Raw genomic sequence first — 19,023 nt, 5'->3', positions numbered from 1 at the left:
CGGGTGACGCGGATGCCCCGAGCCGTCGACCGGCCCGAGGCATCCGTTCCCGCTCCGCCGTCCGTCGTCAGTCGGTGTCGCAGATGAAGTTCTCGAAGTGCCCGGGCGTCGACGAGAACGCCTTGCCCGAGTTGTCCTTCAGGTCCTTCGTGTAGACGATCGCCGCCTCGCGATACGCCGACCCGCTCGCGGACTGCACGTCGGCGAGGGTCGGTGCCCCGTCGAAGTCGGCGCGGGCGCCGGTCACGTAGGCGAGCTTCTCGAGCCCGAGCAGGTTGTTCGGGTCGAGCTTGCGCACGTTGTTCCATCCGCCGTAGGCCGCGTTGCAGGCCGTGTAGAGGTTGTACGCGCCGTTCCAGTCGAGCAGCTTGTCGCCGTCGTTCGGGCCGTTCGCCGAGACATCCGCCTGCAGCACGTCGCGGTCCCAGCCGCCGTACAGCCAGTCGGTGCCGTGGTGGTGCTGCCTGGTCTCCGCGCCGGCGTTCTCCGGCGCGGTGTCGGCGTACGCGGCGACCATCGTCTGCCACACGGCCGGGTCGGTGCCCGGTCGCGGCTGGTAGTCGAGGACGTCGGCGCCCGCCTCGGCCGCGGACTGGCCGTGACCGCCGAACAGCACGTCGATCCACTCGCCGTCCTCGCCCGGGTCGTTGCGGCCCGGCAGGTCGGGGCTGCCGACCGTCGGGTCGCCGCGACCGCCCCACATCACGTCGGCGCCGTCGTCGCCGTACGCGTAGTCGCCGCCGGAGTCGCCGTTCATGAGGTCGGCGCCCTCTCCTCCGTGCAGCGAGTCGTGCCCGGGTCCGCCGCGCATGCGGTCGGCACCGCCGACTTCGTGCCCGTTCTTCTCGAGCACCGAACCGTCGCGGTCGTGCGTGAGCGAGGTGCCGCGGTAGAGCGGGTGCGCCTCGAAGGGATGGAGCACCGCGTCCTGCGCGCCCGAGTCGGGACCGCCGAGGTTGATGCCGGGAGGGCCCTGGCTGTTGTGCGTGAGGAGATCGGGATCGTCGCCGTCGCTGCCGTCGACCTCGACGAAGCGGGTCTGCACTCCGCCGCGGTCGCCCACCATCGCGTCTTCGCCGTCGCCGCCCCACATGGTGTCGTCGCCGAGCTCGCCGAACTGGTCGTCGTCGCCGTCCTCGCCGAACAGCCGGTCGTTGCCGTCCTGGCCCCATTGGCTGTCGTCGCCGTCGCCGGCGCCTGCGGAGATGAGCGGGTTCGTGCCGTTTCCGCCGAAGACGAGGTCGGCACCCCAGACCCCGGCCGCCGCCGGCGCTCCGACGTCGTAGCGGGTGACGTCGCGTTCGATCACCGCGGAGCCGTCGTCGGGCGGGTCGTTGTCGGGGTATCGCTCCTCGTAGACCGCGTAGGCGGCGGCGTCGCCCTCGCCCTCGACCGTGCGGTCGAGCTCGCCGTTGTCGCCGAGCTGGAAGTCGGCTTCGCCGTCGCCGAAGAGCCAGTCGCCCGTGTCGCGGTGGCCGGCGAGGTTCGATCCGCCGAACTGGTCGTCCTGCCCGTCGGCCTGCGCCGGGCCGACGAGGTCGGCGCCCGTGCTCGGGGAGCCGGGCAGGCCGGCCGGCACCGCCGGGAGCGCCGGCAGTACTCCGCCGACCTCGGGCGGCAGGGCGATCCCGCCGTACGCCGCGACCGGCCGGTCGCCGACGACGATGTCGGCGTCGCCGTTGCCGTGCTGGAAGTCGGCGCCGCCGTCGCCGAAGAGCGCGTCACCGCCGTCCTGGCCGAACTCGGCGTCGACGCCCGAGCCGCCGTTCAGCGTGTCGCGCCCGAACTCGCTCGGGAACGGCCCGTCGAGGTCGTGGTAGACGAGGCCGCGCCGCGTCTCGACGCCGAGCTGGCTCGTGACGTAGTGGAACTCCTCGGGCGCCGGGTCGTCGAGCTCGGGGCACGAGCTCGGGTCGAAGTCGACGCCGGGCACGTCGCGCACGACGCACGCGTTGTCACCGGCGAGCACGTCGGCGCCGCCGCCGCCCCAGAGCACGTCGCCCGTGTCGGGCTGGTCGGGGAACGACGAGCCGCCGATGACGTCGTCCTCGTCGGCGTTGCCCTCGAGCCAGTCGCCGTCCTGGTTGCCCTCCACCAGGTCGTCGTCGGCGTTGCCCTTGGCGAGGTCGTTGCCGCCCTCGCCGAAGATCCGGTCGTTCTCGTCGTTGCCGGCCATGAAGTCACCGCCCGAGACCTCGGCGAGGTCGGCTCCGGTCTTGCCGGTGTCGAGCAGGGTGACCTCGCGGAAGACCCCGCCCGTGACGGGATCGGTCTGCCAGGCGTTCGCGTCATCGGGGTCGGCGTGACGCGTCAGCACCGCGTTGTCCCCCGTCATGACGTCATCGGCGCCGTTGCCCTGCATCTCGACCTCGCCCTCGTCGAGCGCGTGGTCGAATCCGTCGGGGTCGGCGAGCGGGTTGACCGGCGACGATCCGCCGATCAGGTCGTCGGCGCCGTCGGTCGAGTCGTCGGCCGTGTGGTCGCTCTCCTCGTCGAAGCCGAAGATGCGGTCCTGCCCGCCGTTGCCCTCGAGGTGGTCGTCGTGCGATCCGCCGCGCAGGGTGTCGGTGCCGTGTCCGCCGAATCCGCGGTCGTCGCCGCCCGTCGGCCAGGGGGCGGCCGCCGTGTCGAAGTCGCCCCAGATCGCGTCGCCGCCGCCCACGGTGGGCGCCACGAGGCTCAGCTCCACGTCGGGCGAGCCCTGCGGGGTGCCGGGCTTCCAGCCGCCCGCGGGCGGTTCGATCTCGCGAGCCGGCGGCGCGATCGTCCCCTGGTCGCCGATGATGTCGTCGGGATCGGCACCGCCCACGAGGTGGTCGCCCGCGAGCTCGCCGAAGAGCTGGTCGTAGTCCTCGGCGCCGTAGAGCCGGTCGACGGCGTCCTGGCCGTGCAGCTCATCGAGGCCCGTGCCGCCGTCGCCGATGTCGTCGCCGTAGGTGCCCACGACGAACGACGGCTCGAACGTCACGTCGTCGAGCGCGTCGAGCCCGGGATCGAACGCACCGTTGAACCCGCCGTCGACGTCGATCGAGACGTCGTCGCCGAACGTGCGGTCGTCGTCGGGCCCGCCGTACATGGTGTCGCCCGCATCGGCGCCCGCCGGGTCGTCGTGACCGCCGACGATGAGGTCGACGCCCTCCTGGCCGTGCAGCTGGTCGCTGCCGGCGTTGCCGATCACGACGTCGGCGCCGGGACCGCCGTAGCCGAAGTCGTCGTCGCCGTCGCCCCTGACCTCGTCGTCGCCGAGCTCACCGTAGAGGTGGTCGGCGCCGCCGTTGCCGTGCACCAGGTCACGACCCGCTCCGCCGTAGGCGTTGTCGGCGCCGCCCTCGCCGTAGACGCGGTCCTTGTCGGCACCGCCCGAGAGCGACGGGTCTCCGACGCCGACCGTCTCGCTCGGGTGCGCGACCCGTGCACCGGGCGCGCCGTCGATCGTCCCGTTGTCGCCGAGCACGAGGTCGTTGCCGTCGCCGCCGTCGGCCGTGTCGCCGCCCATGGTCGCGGCATCCGCGCCGTCGCCGTCGCCGATGAGCTCGTCGTTCCCGGCCTCACCGTTGATCGTGTCGGCGCCGGGTCCGCCCCACATCCGGTCGTCGTCGGGCCCGCCGTTCAGCGCGGGGTCGGCATCGGACTGGCCGTGCACCTCGTCGGCGCCGGCCTCGCCGTTGACCGCGTCGGCCCCGCGCCCGCCGTAGAGCAGGTCGGCGCCGTTCGACCCGTACAGCTTGTCTGCACCGTCTCCGCCCTGGAGCTGGTCGGCCGAGTCGTCGACACCGCTCGCGACGAGCCGGAACCCGCCGTACAGTTCGTCGGGGGCGCCGCCGCCGAAGATCACGTCGGCTCCCGCTTCGCCCTCGATGCGGTCGACGCCATCGGTGCCGGGTGCCGCCGCGCCTTCGGCCTCGACGGTGTCGTCGTCGGGCGTCGCGTCGGGCGGGTCGTCGCCGAAGAGCCGGTCGCCGCCGCTGCCGCCGAGGAGCGTGTCGGCGTCTGCGCCGCCGATGATGAGGTCGCCCGCATCGATCTTGTTGGGCTTGTCCTGGGGCGGCGTCTGGCCCGGCGGCACCGACAGCTTGTCCTTGCCGCCGCGCAGGGTGTCGTTGCCGGCGTCGCCGCGGATCACGTCGGCCGCCAGCCCGGCGTCGATGTTGTCGTTGTCACCGCCGCCGCTCAGGGTGTCGACGCCCTCGCCGCCCGTGATCGTGTCGCGCCCGCTGCCCGTACCGTCGGAGTTGTCGCCGGCTGCGGTGTTGGTTCCGTCACCGAGGTTGATCGTGTCGGCCCCGTTGCCGCCGTTGACCGTGTCGTCGCCCGAGCCCGTGATGATGCGATCATCGCCGTCGCCGAGCGTCTGCGCGTCGACCGGTGCGCTGAACGCCCACTCGCCCGCCGCGGGCGGCTCGGCCTCGGGGTTGAGGTCGCCCGGCTTGGCGCCGGCGCCCGATCCGTTGAACAGGAACGAGTCGTTGCCGCCGAGCGCGTCGATGATGCGCACACCGGCGCCCTTCTCCGTCTCGGTGTAGCCGAATGCGCTGATGCTGAACTCGTACTCGCCGCCCTGCGGTTCGGCGCTCAGCTGATGCACCGTGAACGACTCGTTCTCGACGTCCTCGAACGCCCCGCGCACGTCGGCACGACCGCCGACGTTGAGCACGACCCAGCCGCCTTCGACGCTCGCGAGATCGGGTGTCTTCGCCTCGCACGACGACGAGAACTCGAACAGCGTCACCTCGGCGAGACGCCAGCTGTCGGAGTAGCAGAACGGGCAGGGCCCGAACTCGGCGTACACCTCGAGGAAGGCGATGAGCTTGCCCTCGATGTCGAACAGGCAGATCGGCGTCTTGAACTTCGCGACGATCTCATCGATGTGCATGCGCCCGTCGGCCTCGGGGCTGTCGTTGAGATTGAGCCCGAACGTCGCGGTGATGCCGCCCTTCACGCCGGCCTCGGCGATGAAGATGTCGAGCTTCGCGCCCGCGGTGATCGTGCCCGACACCGAGAACTCGGGGATGTCCTTGCCCTCCGCGTCGAGGTCGGTGAGATAGAGGCTCTGCAGGAAGGCCTCGCCGGCCTTCGTCGCCGCGTCGAGTGCGCTGTCGACCTCACCGCCGATGATCGACTCGGCGAGCATTCGCACACCGCGCGTCGAGACGCCGCCGCCGACCTGGGCGTTCACGTCGAGCGCGCCGCCGATCGTGATGTACAGCACGCCGAAGAACGGGCCGAAGCTCTGCGTGTACTCCATGTGCACGGCGAGCGGGTCGGGCCGCCACTCGACGACGGCGCAGTCCTTGCCGAGCAGGAGGCCCACGAGGCAGGTCGGGTCGTCGAACATCGGGAAGGAGAAGTCCGACTCCCCGGCCGGCGCACCCTTCTGCCGCAGCTTGTCGAAGTCGCCGGATGTGCCGCCGAGCGCGGTGCCGACCTGGGCCTCCGGGTCGCCCGTCATCGCGGCCGAGCCTTGCACGGCCTTGAGCTTCTGATCCTGCGTGAGCGGAGCGCCACGGGCGGTCTCGGGCGAGAGCTCGAGCTCGTCGACGAGGATGAACGGCGAACCGTTCGCGAGTCCTTCGATCATCTCGAGGAAGTCGAAGAGCTGGTCGATGTCTTCGAGCAGCGACACGTCGACGACGCCGAACGCCTTCGCGAGGGTGGCCATCGTCACCGGGTCTCCTCCGAAGTACTCGGAGAGGTCGCTGATCACGGGGATCGGCGAGAACAGGAACTCCCGCACGGGCTTCGTGGGAGCGAGGATCGGGTCGAGTGTCTTCAGCACCGAGCCGAAGAGCTTGGTGAACATCTCGCCCGGCGCGACGCCGATGTTGCGCAGTTCGAGCTCGAGGTCGCCCGCGCCGGTGCCGTCGAACTCCCATGTGAGCCCGAACTCGGCGGTGAAGGTCGGCAGCGTCGTGTTGACGTTGCCGCCGTCGGCGATGCCGGTGTCGATGTCGAGGTCGAGTGCGATGCCGCCGTCGATGCGCGGCTCGGTGAGCAGGCCGCCGATGTCGCCCGAGAGGAACGACGAGATCGGGATGACGCTCGTGCAGTGCGCTCCACCGGTGACGCCGTTCCCGTACGTGGCCGGGTCGAGGTCCTCGCAGCCGTCGGCCTCGAGCCCGAGTTGTGCCATCAGACGTGCGCCGCTCGGCTGGTTCGGGTCGGTGCTGCGGTCTTCGGCCTGCATTCCGATGAAGCCGATGCGCCCGGTGATGGGTACCCCGGCGGTGAGGTTCGCCCCGACGTTCACCCGGATCTCCTCGAGGGCGTCCGCTCCCTCTGGAGTGGCCTCGCCCGTGCCGGGCACGGGGTTGTCGAGCAGGTAGAACCCGTCGTGGCGCGAGACGCCGAAGCCGAGCTCGACGGTCCAGCCGGCGCTCGCGGTGACCTTGCCGGTGAGCGAGAGCGGCAGGCCCGGCAGCCCGAGGTCGAGTGGGATCTCGCTCACGCCCGGGCACGCCGCGGCATCGCCGACGGGGCAGCCGCCCGTCAGGTCGCGTGCGCCCTGCCCGAGTTCGAGCTCGAACCTCAGGTCGACGAGGTACATCAGCGACTCGGTGCCGTCGCAGAGCTCGTCGCTGCCGCTGTCGTTGCAGATGGCGACGACGCGGATGTCGGTGGCGCTCGGGTCGTCCCCGGCGTCGCCGGGGAACACGCCGACGGCCTGGTAGTCGCTGTCGCGCAGTACCCCGGCTGCGATGAGCTTCTGCGCGAGCACGTCGCGGATCCCGCCCGCGCCGTACACCGCCGCGTTCACGTCGGAGTCGGGCAGGCCCGGGATCTGCGGGTCGTCGAGGAACGCCTTCACGTCTCCGAGTCCGTCGGCGAGTGCGGTGAGGTCTTCGCCGACGACCGGGAGATCGCCGCCGGCCTTGCTCGCGTCGATCGCGAGGCCGAGGATCTTGCTGATCGACTTCATTCCGTCGCCGAAGCTGTCGAAGCTGAAGCTCGCGGCGTCGAGCACGCTGGCGAGAGCCGCGGGCGCATCGACCTCCAGGTCCGTGAGGCCGCTGGACGGGTCGGCGGGGTCGCCGTACCTGACCGTGAGGTAGTCGTCCGCAGTCGGTGCGGTCGCCGGCGCGCCGCTCGGAAGCTCGGGGCCGGAACCGAGGTCGACGAGCACCGGCAGTGCAGCGCACGCGAACTTGCCCTCGACGGGCGCCTGTCCCGGGGCGGCGCACGTGTACTTGCCGCCCTCGGCGGGCGAGGTCACGCCGGCCGTGAAGTCGCCGTCGAAGAACGCGTCGAGTTCGCGAGGCTCCTCGGCCGGGTCTCCCGGCTGGGGTGCATTCGTGCGCTCGAGCGCGAATCGCACGCCGACCGCGATGCGACCGGTCTTGTTCGTCGCGTCGCCGAGTTGCGCCGAGAACGGCCCGAGGTGCACGCCGAGCTGCACCGACCCGGGCGGCTGCTCGGTGACCTCGGCCTTCACGCTCACCCGGCTCGAGTCGAGCAGGCGCGGAGGTGCTGCGGCGGCATCCTCATCGAGACCGACGACGAGCCCGAGGGCGAGCTTCGCCTCGAGGACGGCGTGCAGCGTGCCTTCGCCCTCGGTGCCCGCGATCGAGGGAAGCTCCGCATTCACGAACGACATCGGCACCTCGGCCTCGACCGACTTCGTGCCGTCGAACGCCGCGATCAGCGCGGGCTCGATCGCGCCGCCGTCGTCGAGGTCGCGCAGACGGAACTCGACCCCGAGGCCGAGCGCGTCTTCGAGGCCCTTCTCGAGCTTGGCGAGGTCGGTCGGCAGCAGCCCGCCGCGGAACTCGTTGTACTTGTCGCGGAGGCCGGTGACCTCCCGCAGGATGCTCTCGACGCCACGGTTCAGGAACGGCACCGTATCGCCGCCGACCACGCTGTCGACGGCGTCGAGCCGGTCGACCACGGCGCCGATGCCGTCGAGCGCGCGGCCGAGCAGCACGTCGGGCTCGGACGTGTCGATGTTCAGCGCCGCGAGCAGGGTCATCTCGTCGTTGCCGAGCACGACCGTCTGCCCCGGCTGGTCGAACGCGGGGCCGTCGACCGTGAACGTGCCGGGTGCCTCGGTCAGGTGCTGGGCGGCATCGAAACCGTGCCCGACGACCGTGTAGTCCGCGTCGATGAGGCCGCGCCGTACGGCCGCGGCGACCGGGTAGACGGCGGGCTCGCCGTCGTGCTCGTAGAGCCCGGCGAGCAGGTCGACGATGCGCGGCGTGGCGGTCTCGCCGGAAGCCGGGTCGACGTCGGCGCCGGTCGTCGGCGAGGTGCCGTCCTGCAGCAGCTTCCAGGTGCCGCCGATCGCCGCCGGCACGATGCCGAGCTGGCCCTCGCCGTGCACCGCGGCCTCGGCCTGCTCGGTGATGGTGAGCTCGGCGCCATCGATAAGCTCGGTGCCGAACCGCTCGTAGACCATCGGCGACTCGAACTCGACGACGGCGGTTGCGGCGTCGTCGGCTGCGGGCTCGGCCTCGTCGAGGTCGATGAGGATCGGCAGGTCGATGTCGTACGCGACGTCCGTCTCGACGGTCTCGGGGTCGCCGCTCGCCGAGACGCCGCGCAGGCCGGTCGTGTCGAGCAGTTGGTCGCCGAAGGCGGCCTGCCCGGGCGGCGGGGTGTCGTCGGTCGGCTGGTCCTCGAGCACCGGCGGCACGTCGGGCTGATCGTCGAGTGCGTGGTGCACGACGAAGTCGAGCCGCACCTCGGCGGCGTCGCGGTCGTAGACGGGCGTGATGGTGGCGGGTGCACCGGGGATGTCGCTCTCGATGCGGTCGGCGAGGTCGCCGACCGTCGAGATGCCGACATCGATCACGGGCTGGGGATCGGCCGGGTCGGGGTCGGGGTCGGGTTGGACGTCGATGAGATCCTCGGCGAGCTTCGCGAACTCGCCGCCGAGGTCGTAGAGCTCGCTCAGCGTGCCGCTCGCGAGCGGCAGAGGGGCGTCGACGTTGGTGTGTCGCTGCAGCGCCCGCAACAGGGTGCCGTACTGGATGATGCCCGAGACGAGGTCGACCGGCCCCAGGCGGGTGAAGGCCTCGAACGCGGCGAGATCCCCGTCGCTCGCGACGAGCTCGGCGAGCGGTTCGGGGACCTGCGCGAGGTCGGCGTCCATGGTCAGCGAGGGCGCCGGGTCGGACGACAGCCCGAGCAGCGACGACCCGAAGCGGATGTCGGCCGTCGCGGTGCCGGCGAGCTCGAACGTCGTGAGCTGGTCGGCCGGCACGGTGAGCTCGCCCGGCGTCTGCTCCCCACCCTCGAACGCCGGCGGCTCGAACATCGCGAGCCGGCCGTCGCCGTTGACATCGTCGATCGTGCCCGACCATTCGGCGGAGACGTCGACGGAGCTGTCGTCGAGGATCTCGACGTCGCCCACGCCGATCGCGGCCGCGCCCCCGGGGAAGGCGAACGCGTCGTCGCCGGCGAGTTCGGCGGTGACCTCGACGGTGGGCTCGCCCGACGCGGTGTCGAGCCAGAAGCGCAGCCCCAGCGGGTCGGTGCGGACCGTTCCCGTGAACTCGAACGCGATCTCGTACGGAGCGGGGTCGGCCTCCGCGGTCACGAGGCGCAGCGGCTCGCCCCCGGGGCCGTCGGGGTCGACGATCGCGATGGGCGAGTCGACGGTACGCGAAGCGCGGATCGTGAGGTCGAAGCCACGCGTGTCCCCCGAGTCGACGAGGTTCGACGTCATCAGCTCGAGCTGCGTCCCCGCCACGTCGGCGTCGAGTCCGTCGACGCCGGCCATGAAGTCGGCGGTCGTGGCCTGCTGCGCGAGGCCGAGGAGCGCCGTCTTCACGCCGACGATGAACGTGTTCGTCAGCTGCAGCGCCGCGCCGGGGCGGACGACCGCGACACCCGGTGCCGTGTCGGCGAGCGGCAGCGGAGCCGCGAGCGGGCCCACGTCCTCGTAGTCGCCGAGCGCGACCTCGGCGAGCGCCGCGATGCCCGCACGGAGCTGGGCGACATCGGCGGAGTCGGTCACGGGGTCGGCGTAGGCGACCTGCGCGCCGGTCAGGGCGAGCGCCCAGGCGCCGACGACGGCGATCGCCCGGAACGGCCATCGCCGACCGTCCTGGCGGCGCCGTCGGATCACGCCTTCGGCCTGCGTGTACGAACGGTTCGGGACGTTCTTGGCGCGCATGAGACTCCCCCAAGTCGATGCCGGCACGGTGCACGCCGTCGGCGTATGCACCCGTCGCCCGTTGTACTCCTCCGGAGAACGCGCTGACAAGAGAAACCCTCACTTTGGGGGGCAAAATCAGTCGGGGCGATCTAGGATCGACGGCATGGCCGAGCCGGTGCACACGATCACGTCGATGGACTCCGGTGCGCCTCGCGAGCACTCCGGGCACGCCGACGAGCACTCCGGGCACGCGAACGCCGATGGGCGGCCGTCAGCTGCACCGACCGTCGATGGGGGACGTGCCCATGGCGTCGAGCATGCGATCGATCGTGCGCTCGCCATCCAGCGACCGGTCGTCGTCGCGCACCTCCGGAGCATCCGCCGGCGAGCCCCCGGCGCGACGCCCGATCAGCTCGTCCGCATCCTCGAGCGCCGCTACCTCACGGCCGTGACGACCGGCGGCGCCGCCGTCGGTGCGACCGCGGTGATCCCGGGCATCAGCACCGGCATCACGCTCGCCCTGTCGGGGGTCGAGACCGCCGGCTTCCTCGAGGCCACGGCCCTGTTCGCCCAGTCGGTCACCGAGGTGCACGGCATCCCGCTGGAGAATCCCGAACGCGCGCGTGCGCTCGTGATGACCCTCATGCTCGGCGACGAGGGCAGTGATCTCGTCCGCCAGTTCGCGGGCCAGGTGACCGGCTCCGGCGTCGCACGCAGCGCGTACTGGGGCGAGCTCATCACGAACAGCCTGCCGAAGGCGGTGATGGGCACGGTCGTCGACCAGTTGCGCCGCACGTTCATGAGGCAGTTCGCCGTGCGCGGCGGCGCGGGGATCATCGGCAAGGCGATCCCGTTCGGCATCGGCGCCGCGATCGGCGGCGTCGGCAACCACATGCTCGGCCGCAAGGTGCTCGCCCAGTCGCGACTCGCGTTCGGGCAGGCGCCCGCACTGCTGCCGTCCGAGCTCGAGCCCGTCGGCGACGACGCGGCCGTCGTGGCGGCGGGCCGGCGAGTCGCTCGTGCTGCCGGCGTCGTCGGCGGCGCGGTCGGGCGGGCGGCGAAGCGGCCGTTCGCGCAGATCGCAGCTCGACGCGCGACCGCGGAGACCGATGCCCGCGACACCGCAGATGCCCGTGACACGCCGACCGCAGATGCTGGCGGCGGCGGCGAAGCGGCCGCGCCTCCGGCCTGACCGGGGCCGGGCCTCCGGCCTGACCGGGGCCGGGCCTCGAGCGCAGCCCCCTATCCCAGTTCCACTCCGAGCAGCCCCGCGAGTTCCCGCGTCTCGACGTCGAGCACGTCTTCGGCCTTGCCGGCGTCGCGGCGCACCCGGTAGCGCCCGGCGAGGGCCGCGATGCGGTCGTCGACGTCGTGCTCGGGGTCGCGCTCGACGCAGCGCAGCGCGATCACGAACCAGCGCTCCGCGAGCTCGAGCTCGTCGGCCAGCTCGAACACCTCGGCGACGTCGAGCAACCGCCACCAGTCGTCGAGCCGGGCGGCGCGCAGCCGGTCGGCCTCGGCGATCGCCGCGTCGCGCTCACCGAGATCGAGCAAGATCGACACGAGCGTTCCGCCCGCCTCGCCCGGTTCGACATCGGATGCCTCGGCGGCACGCCGCGCGACCGCGAGTGCGCGATCGAGCTCACCGGCCGCTTCGAGGTGCTCGGCCGCGATGAACAGCAGCTGCGCGCGCCGCACTCCGTCGCCGAGCACGAACCCGTCGCCCTCGACCGCCCATCGCTCGAGCAGCTCGGCCTGCGCCGTGTGATGGCCCGGGCCGTCGGAGACCCGGAGCTCGAGGTCGTCGAGGTCGGCTTCGGTGATGAGCTGCGCCATGACGTCAGTGTAGGTCGACTTCGGAGGGACGCGACGGGTTTCGAGACGCGTCACCGCTTCGCGTCGACGCTCCTCGACCAGCGGGCGTGGTCGTGGCCTGGAGACGGCGCTGCGCGCCTACTCGACCGGCGAGCAGGGTGTCACCCGAGCTCGGCCTCGTCGCCCGCGCCCGATTCGGCCGCCTCGCCCTCGACGTCGTGATCGTCGACCTCTCCGTCAGCGGCGTGCAGCGCCGCGAAGCGCTCCCACTCGGCCATCAGGTGGTCGATCGCCGCATGGAACCTGGCGGTCGTCACCCCCGGCGTCGTGTCGCCGAAGTAGCGTTCGACCCAGAACTTCAGGCGCTCGAGCGCCTGCTCGTCGTGCGCCACCTCGTCGACGCGTTCGACCATGGCCGAGGCATCCCCGGCGTCGAGCCACTCGCACGCCTGCAGGTAGCCGCCCGTGTCGATCTGCGCGGCCGGGTTCGCCGGGCGCGTGATGAGCAGCGGCTTTCCGGCGGCGAGGCGGTCGTAGACCATCGCCGAGATGTCGACGATCGCGACGTCGGCGGCCGCGAGCTGCCAGCCGAGCTTCGGCCCGTCGTCGAACACGTGCTGCGCGGTGGGGTCGGCGGCGTTCGCCTGCTCGAGCGCGGCGATGATGCGCTTGTTCGCGGCGGCGTACTGCTCGTCGAGCACTCCCGAACGCGGGTGCGGGCGGTAGATGACCCGGTGCCGCCCGGTGGCGAGCAAGCCCTCGACGAGGGTGACGCCGTGCGACGCGATCGAGCCGTATGCGGCGGCCGCGCGGTCGCCCTCCCAGGTCGGCGCGTAGAGCACGACCTCGCGCTCGTCGGGCGTGTACGGCAACGGGCTGCCGTCGAGGTAGTGGTCGGCCTGCGGGCGCCCGATGGGGATCGCCCGCTTGTCGAAGTCGTAGTCCCACAGCACCTTGTCGAGCCGCGCGCGAGCCGCGTCGCCCGCGATCAGGGCGTAGTCGTACGCCTTGAACTGGTTCGTGGTCATGTACATCTTGTCGGACTCGCCGTGGTTGATGAACACGTGCCAGCGGCGCCCGTAGCGCATCATCTGGAAGTTCTTCGCGTTCTGGTTCACGTAGAGGATGACGTGCAGGTCCTGCTCATGGATGACCCGCTCGAGGTCGGCGACGCGACGCACGTACGCGACCGGCAGCGGCGACTCGTCGAGGAGCTTCAGCGCCGCGCCCGAGGCTCGGCTGAGGATCAGCACCGGATGCGTCTCGGCGAGCTCGGCGAGCGGGGCGTACCACTGGCGCAGCTGGTAGAGGTTGACCTTGCCGTCGGCGAAGTACACGCCGACGCGGTAGCGGTGCGGCTCGAGCGGCGGCCGGTCGGCGAGCTTCGCCTTGAGCGACCGCTGCGCCCGCCGCGACCACATGATGTCTTTCGCGAGCTTCACGGCGCGACGCGCGTCTTTCCTCAATCCCACCGTCCAAGGGTAGCGAGCCCCGGCTGGGCGGATGCCTCGTGGCGGATGCGCGGCCGAGACCGAGAGCCGATCGTTACGGCGGCCGGTGGTCAGTCTCAACAGCCCGGACCCGAGGGGTTCGCCTTGCAAGCACCGATCGTGAGCACCGTGTCGACCTCACTCGCGAGCGACCTGGTACCCCGCGACCGCGAGAACGCCCGAGATCGGGCCGCCACCCCGAATCGCCGAACCGATACTCCGCCGACAACACCGCCTCGAGGGTCACCGTGTGCTCAGTACGCTCGGCAGAGACAGAGCCGGTGCGGGTCGGGCTGAACTGGTTGGCGTCGAGGTCGGCCCGCCTCGCACCCGTCGACGCACTCTCCACCACTCCGCCGTCGCTGTGGGTCCGCCGGAAGGCGTGCGATGAGCGGGTCATCCACAGAGTGGCGGCGGCGTCGGGTGCGGCAAGTTGCAGGACTCTGCGGTCGGCACCCCGCGTTGGGCGCCTGCCGACCCGATCGTCCTGCGTTCGTCGAGTCGACGCGGCAGCTGCGGTCGTCCGCGCGGCGGCACCGGTGGCAAGCTGCAGGACTGTTCGGCGGGCACCGTGCATGAAGAGCCGGCTCGACGGATCGTCCTGCATCTGGGTCTCGATACGTCGCCTGCGGCGGCGCCAACGACCAGCGAGACAGCGAGACTGCGAGACTGCGAGACTGCGAGACTGCGAGACTGCGAGACTGCGAGACTGCGAGACTGCGAGACTGCGAGACTGCGAGACTGCGAGACTGCGACGCCACGCTACTCGACCACCGGGGCCGGAGAACGGCCTCAGACGACGGGCGGGCGCCCTGCGCGAGTCATCCGCCAGACGGTGCGCCAGGAGATCGGCCGTCGCTCGCCGGGCGACTCCCGCCACCCGGCTCGCCACCCGCCGAACCAGGCGCCCAGCGCAGCGGGCCGCCGCGCCCAGCGCAGCACCTGGATCGCTGTCCACGAGCCGACGTAGAACGGCACGAGCACCGCGGGCAGGTTGCGTCGCGCGAGCCAGACCCGGTTGCGGGCGTTGAGCCGGTAGTAGTACGAGTGCCGGGCCGGATCGATCACCGGGTGAGCGGCCTCGAGGCCGCCCTCGTACCAGGCGATGTGCCCGGTGTCCCACACGCGCCACGCGAGCTCGATGCCCTCGTGCGCGTAGAAGAATGGGTCGGCCCAGCCGCCCGTCGCGTCGAAGACCGCGCGGGGCATGAGCACCGCGCCCTCCCAGCACGAGAAGACCGGGCTCGAGTGCGCCGGGTCGCCCTTCCGGATCCGGGGTATCCAGCGGCGCGGAGAGGCGAGACCGGTCGGGTCGACGACCCGGGGCTGGATGAGCCCGAGCTCGGGTCGCTCGGCGAGCAGACGGCAGCCGTCGGCGAGGAACGTGTCGCTCGGCAGGGACGCATCGTCGTCGAGGAAGAAGAGCGCCTCGCCCGCGACGAGCGGCACGCCGGCGTTGCGACCCGCGGGGATGCCGAGGTTCTCGGGAAGGTGCCGGGTCTTCACCCCGGCCGGCAGCGACGGGTCGGCGGTCGCCGGGTCCCAGCCGTTGCCGACCACGACGACGTCGACCTCCACGCCGCGCTGGTCGAGCACGCTGCGGATGCCGCGGGCGAGGTCGTCGGGCCGCTTGCCCATCGTGAGCACGACGACGCCGACGGTCGCGGTGCCTGCGCCCGCCGCGGGCGGGAGCGGAACGTCAGGACCGGACACGACGGCTCGCCATGATCGCGACGAAGTGGCCGATCACCGCGAGCACGGCGAGCGGCAGCAACGCCGCGACGACGATGCGGTCGACGAGGGGCTGGCCGGCGAAGAGCCCGACGACTGCCGCCGCGAACGCGATGAGCGTGAGCTCGACCGAGTGGTAGAGGCGGTGGAACGGCACGAACCTCGCCGCTCTGCGCAGCTTCGCGACGAGTCCGCCGCGGGGCGCCGTCTCGCCGTGCGTGTCGGCGAGCTTCGGCAGCCCGGCGTTCGCGCGGGCGACGTGCACCATGTCGTTGAGCGCCTTGTTGAGCACGATCACGAGCGCGAGCATCGCACCGATCGTGGTCCACAGGAAGTCCTCGGGGAACTCGAGCGGGTACGCGGCCGCGCGGATGCCGAGCGCGATCGGGATGAGCGCCTCGGTCGTGTAGTGGCCCACCTTGTCGAGGAACACGCCCGCGGGCGACGACGTGCGCCGCCAGCGCGCGACCTCGCCGTCGCAGCAGTCGACGAGCATCTGCAGCTGCCCGAGCACGACCGCGAGGAGCGCGCCCCAGACGCCCGGGATGAGGAGCGCGGCGGCCGTCGACCAGCCGACGAGGATCATGAGCCCGGTCACGCCGTTCGCCGAGATCCTGGTCTTCAGCAGCGCCCACGTGAGGTAGATCGAGAACCGGCGGAGGTACAGCGAAGCGGTCCAGTGCTCGGCGTTGCGGCGGCCGCGCACCTCAGGCGGCTGCGCGACGGCGCGCAGCTCTGCGATGTTCGCCGGCCTGGTCGTCACCGGTCGGGCGTCAGTCATCCCGTGCTCACCTTCCCGTGTGCCGTGCGATGTTGCTCGTCAGCGACAGGTAGCCGAGCACGAAGCCGATGCCCCACGTGACATGTATGCACGGCAACACTACGAGAAACCAGCCGGCGGTGCCCGCACCCCGGCCGCGGGCCTCGGCGATCGTCGCCGCCACGACGAAGGCCAGGTACACGAGCGGTGCGGCGAAGCCGAGGAGCAGCCACGGCGCGGCCCCCACGGCGAGCTGCACGAGCCCGCCGATGCCGAGCAGGAGGCCGATGGTCACGCCGACGACCATCGCCGGCGGAACGAAGTAGCGGAGGCCGTTCGATGCCGGGAAACGGCGGGCGAGCTCGCCCCGCCAGAGGCCCGTCGAGAACATCTGCCGCGCGAGCCGGTCGAGGCTCGAGCGCGGTCGGTACGTCACCGCGAGCTCGGGGGTGAACCACACGGTGCCGCCGGTCTCGCGCAGGCGACGGTTCAGCTCCCAGTCCTGGCCGCGCTTGATCGACTCGTCGAAGAGCCCGACCCGCTCGAGCGCCGACCGTCGGAAGACGCCGAGGTACACCGTCTCGGCCGGGCCCTCGACCCCGCCGACGTGGAACGCCGAACCGCCCAGCCCGACCTTGGTCGTGTAGGCCAGCGCGACCGCTCGTTCGAAGGGGGTCTCGCCACGCGCGTCCATGATGCCGCCGACGTTGTCGGCCCCCGTGCGCTCGAGCGTCTCGACGGCGATGCGCGCGTAGTCGACGGGCAGCATGGAGTGGGAATCGACCCGGACGACCACGGGGTACTGCGCGGCGCGGATGCCGATGTTGAGCCCCGCGGGGGTCGAGCCCACCGCGTTCTCGAGCACGCGCACCCGGTCGTCGCGCGATGCGAGGTCTCCGACGAGCTCGGCCGTGCCGTCGATCGACGGGCCGAGGGCGATGAGCACCTCGACCGGGCCCGGATAGTCCTGCGCGAGGATCGATTCGACGGCGGCCCGAACGTGGGTGGCGTCGTTCAGCACGGGCATGACGTACGACACGCCGACGAGCGACGACGGTGCCGTCTCGGGGTGGTGCTCGGGCATGTTCCTCATTCGTGCTCGGGTCGATCGAGCCTAACAGGCGACGCCTCGCGGCGGGCGCCGCGCCGGGCGACGCCGAACGGGGCCGGATCGAATCCGATCCGGCCCCGTCGCGTGGCCTCGGGCCGAGGCATCCGTGCCGTTCTGGGTCAGCCCTCGAACGTGTCGAGCTCGACCGTCACGGTCTTGGTGTCGCCGTCACGGGTGACGGTGAGCTCGGCCTTGTCGCCGCCGGCCAGTGCACGCACCTGGGCGGTGAGGTCGGTCTGGTCGGTGATCGGCAGGCCGTTGAAGCCGGTGACGACGTCGCCCTGCTTGAGGCCGGCCTTCTCGGCGGCGCCGCCCGACGAGACGTCGGTGATGAGCGCGCCGACCGTGTCGCTCTGCTCGTCGGCCGCGGCCGAGGTGACCGTCGCGCCGAGCAGGCCGTGGGTGGCCGAGCCGTTCTCGATGATCTCCTTCGCGATGCGCTCGGCGAGGTTCGACGGCACGGCGAAGCCGACGCCGATGTTGCCGCTCTGACCGCCCGACGAGTCGCCGGTGCCGAGGATCGCGACGTTCACGCCGATGAGCTTGCCCTCGCTGTCGACGAGCGCGCCGCCCGAGTTGCCCGGGTTGATGGCCGCATCGGTCTGGATGACCGGCAGCGCCACCTGGCCCGCGCCCGCAGCCTGCTGCTGCGGCGCCTGCTCCTGCGACTGGCCGCCCTCGTCGGGGATGTCGAAGAAGAAGTCGAACGGGCTGTCGCCGTTCTGGCCGCCGTCGCCCTGGCCGCTGTCGCCCTGGCTGTCGTCGCCCTCGGTGCTGTCGTCGGGGGTCGACGGGGCCGCCGAGGAGGCGACGTCGATCGAGCGGTTGAGCGCCGACACGATGCCGTTCGTCACGGTGCCCGAGAGGCCGAGCGGCGCGCCGATCGCGATCGCCGTGTCGCCCACGTTGAGCTTCGACGAGTCGGCGAACTCGAGCGGGGTGAGGCCCGACGCGTCGACCAGCTTGATGACCGCGAGGTCGCTGAGCGGGTCGGTGCCGATGAGCTCGGCCTTGTAGAGGTGGCCGTCGTTCGTCTTGACCTGGATGGTCGGGTCGGCGGTCGCGCCGTCGAGGGTCACGACGTGCGTGTTGGTGAGCACGTAGCCGTCCTTCGAGAGGATGATGCCCGAGCCGGTGCCCGCGCCCTCGCCGCTCGAGACCGAGATGGTCACGACGCTCGGGCTCGCCTTCGCGGCGACCGCCGAGATCTGGTTCACCGAGTCGGGGTCGTTGACGACGATGTTCTGCGCCGAGTTCGACGCGGCCGTCGAGTTCGCCGGCTGGTTCGCAGCGACGAGCGCGGTGATGCCGGCGCCCGAGGCACCGCCGATGAGGGCGGCGGCCACGATCGCGGCGGCGACGCCGAGTCCGACCTTGCGCTGCTTGGGCTCCTTGGCGGAAGCCGCGGGGCCGTGCTGGCCCGGGGCGCCGGCGATCGGCGCCGTGGGCTGCGACGGCTGCGGGCCGCCGAAGGCCGGGGGGACCTGGCCCGCGACCGGAGCCGTCGGGGCGGTCGCCTGCGTCTGCTTGGCGTACTGCGGGGCGTGGTAGGGCTGGGGCGCCTGGCCCGGCTGGTACACGACGCCGGTCGCGGCGGCCGGGGCCGCGGGCGCGGCAGGGGCCGGCTGCGGCGCGGCGGGAGCCGGGGCGGCGGGCGCCTCCGCCTTCGCGACCGTCTCGACGGCGGTCGTCTCGACGGCGGCGTCGGGCGTGGTGGTGACGGCGGTCGTCTCGACGGCCGCCTCGGGCGTGGTGGTCTCGTGGGCCTCGGTGGGGCCGGCCCCGGTCGCGGCCGAAACGGCGGCAGCGTCGGTGGTGCTGGTCACGGGCGTGGTCTGCTCCGCGGGGACGTCGGCCTCGCGGGGCTCCCCCGTGGCGCCGTTGGTCGTGTCGGTCATGTCTGCTCCTTCCAAAGCGATGCCAGCATCCCGCGGCAGCCTGTGCGGGGGATTTGCGGAGTCTATGTCTCGGCTATCAGCGAGCAGTGATTCATCCGGCAGTGGTCCGCCCCGGGCCCGGGCGA

At 72.0% G+C, this 19,023-nt stretch carries 8 protein-coding genes; 1 reads left to right on the top strand and 7 read right to left on the bottom strand.

Annotation, left to right across the window (positions count from 1 at the left end):
• Nucleotides 1–67: 67 nt before the first annotated feature.
• Nucleotides 68–10,111, bottom strand: coding sequence for a hypothetical protein (locus ACFWGP_RS16915; protein WP_376931422.1), 10,044 nt, complete (start codon nucleotides 10,109–10,111; stop codon nucleotides 68–70).
• A 145-nt stretch (nucleotides 10,112–10,256) separates the two neighbouring features.
• Here ACFWGP_RS16915 and ACFWGP_RS16910 point away from each other — a divergent pair, with 145 nt between their 5' ends.
• On the top strand, nucleotides 10,257–11,285 hold the full coding sequence (locus ACFWGP_RS16910; protein WP_376931421.1) for a hypothetical protein: 1,029 nt from the start codon (nucleotides 10,257–10,259) through the stop codon (nucleotides 11,283–11,285).
• A 50-nt stretch (nucleotides 11,286–11,335) separates the two neighbouring features.
• Here the strand turns inward: ACFWGP_RS16910 and ACFWGP_RS16905 are convergent, their stop codons facing one another.
• The 6 genes from ACFWGP_RS16905 to ACFWGP_RS16880 all read right to left on the bottom strand — a co-directional run bounded on the left by ACFWGP_RS16905 (nucleotide 11,336) and on the right by ACFWGP_RS16880 (nucleotide 18,898).
• A complete protein-coding gene (locus ACFWGP_RS16905) occupies nucleotides 11,336–11,929 on the bottom strand; it encodes a hypothetical protein (RefSeq protein WP_275505709.1) in 594 nt (197 codons plus the stop codon).
• Nucleotides 11,930–12,069: 140 nt separating this feature from the next.
• Complete coding sequence (locus ACFWGP_RS16900) at nucleotides 12,070–13,380, bottom strand: CDP-glycerol glycerophosphotransferase family protein (protein ID WP_231430564.1); 1,311 nt, start codon at nucleotides 13,378–13,380, stop codon at nucleotides 12,070–12,072.
• An 810-nt stretch (nucleotides 13,381–14,190) separates the two neighbouring features.
• Nucleotides 14,191–15,036 carry a glycosyltransferase family 2 protein gene (locus ACFWGP_RS16895; RefSeq protein WP_231432307.1) on the bottom strand — a complete coding sequence of 282 codons (846 nt, stop codon included), beginning with the start codon at nucleotides 15,034–15,036 and terminating at the stop codon, nucleotides 14,191–14,193.
• A 61-nt stretch (nucleotides 15,037–15,097) separates the two neighbouring features.
• Nucleotides 15,098–15,910 (bottom strand): CDP-alcohol phosphatidyltransferase family protein, encoded by an 813-nt coding sequence (locus ACFWGP_RS16890; protein WP_231430562.1) that lies wholly within the window; start codon nucleotides 15,908–15,910, stop codon nucleotides 15,098–15,100.
• A 7-nt stretch (nucleotides 15,911–15,917) separates the two neighbouring features.
• The gene (locus ACFWGP_RS16885; RefSeq protein WP_275505708.1) at nucleotides 15,918–16,973 is read right to left on the bottom strand and encodes a glycosyltransferase family 2 protein; all 1,056 of its coding nucleotides are present in this window, start codon (nucleotides 16,971–16,973) and stop codon (nucleotides 15,918–15,920) included.
• Nucleotides 16,974–17,119: 146 nt separating this feature from the next.
• On the bottom strand, nucleotides 17,120–18,898 hold the full coding sequence (locus ACFWGP_RS16880) for a trypsin-like peptidase domain-containing protein (protein ID WP_231430559.1): 1,779 nt from the start codon (nucleotides 18,896–18,898) through the stop codon (nucleotides 17,120–17,122).
• Nucleotides 18,899–19,023 lie beyond the last annotated feature (125 nt).

The sequence above is a fragment of the Agromyces sp. NPDC127015 genome (genome assembly GCF_042725165.1).
GTDB lineage: Bacteria > Actinomycetota > Actinomycetes > Actinomycetales > Microbacteriaceae > Agromyces > Agromyces chromiiresistens.
The sequence above is the reverse complement of the archived record's forward strand: the minus strand, read 5'-3'. Positions and strand labels throughout refer to the sequence as shown.

Coding starts and splice junctions, on each gene's coding strand:
- ACFWGP_RS16915 (WP_376931422.1), bottom strand. CDS start 10,111: ATGCGCGCCAAGAACGTCCCGAACCGTTCGTACACGCAGGCCGAAGGC.
- ACFWGP_RS16910 (WP_376931421.1), top strand. CDS start 10,257: ATGGCCGAGCCGGTGCACACGATCACGTCGATGGACTCCGGTGCGCCT.
- ACFWGP_RS16905 (WP_275505709.1), bottom strand. CDS start 11,929: ATGGCGCAGCTCATCACCGAAGCCGACCTCGACGACCTCGAGCTCCGG.
- ACFWGP_RS16895 (WP_231432307.1), bottom strand. CDS start 15,036: ATGGGCAAGCGGCCCGACGACCTCGCCCGCGGCATCCGCAGCGTGCTC.
- ACFWGP_RS16890 (WP_231430562.1), bottom strand. CDS start 15,910: ATGACTGACGCCCGACCGGTGACGACCAGGCCGGCGAACATCGCAGAG.
- ACFWGP_RS16885 (WP_275505708.1), bottom strand. CDS start 16,973: ATGCCCGAGCACCACCCCGAGACGGCACCGTCGTCGCTCGTCGGCGTG.
- ACFWGP_RS16880 (WP_231430559.1), bottom strand. CDS start 18,898: ATGACCGACACGACCAACGGCGCCACGGGGGAGCCCCGCGAGGCCGAC.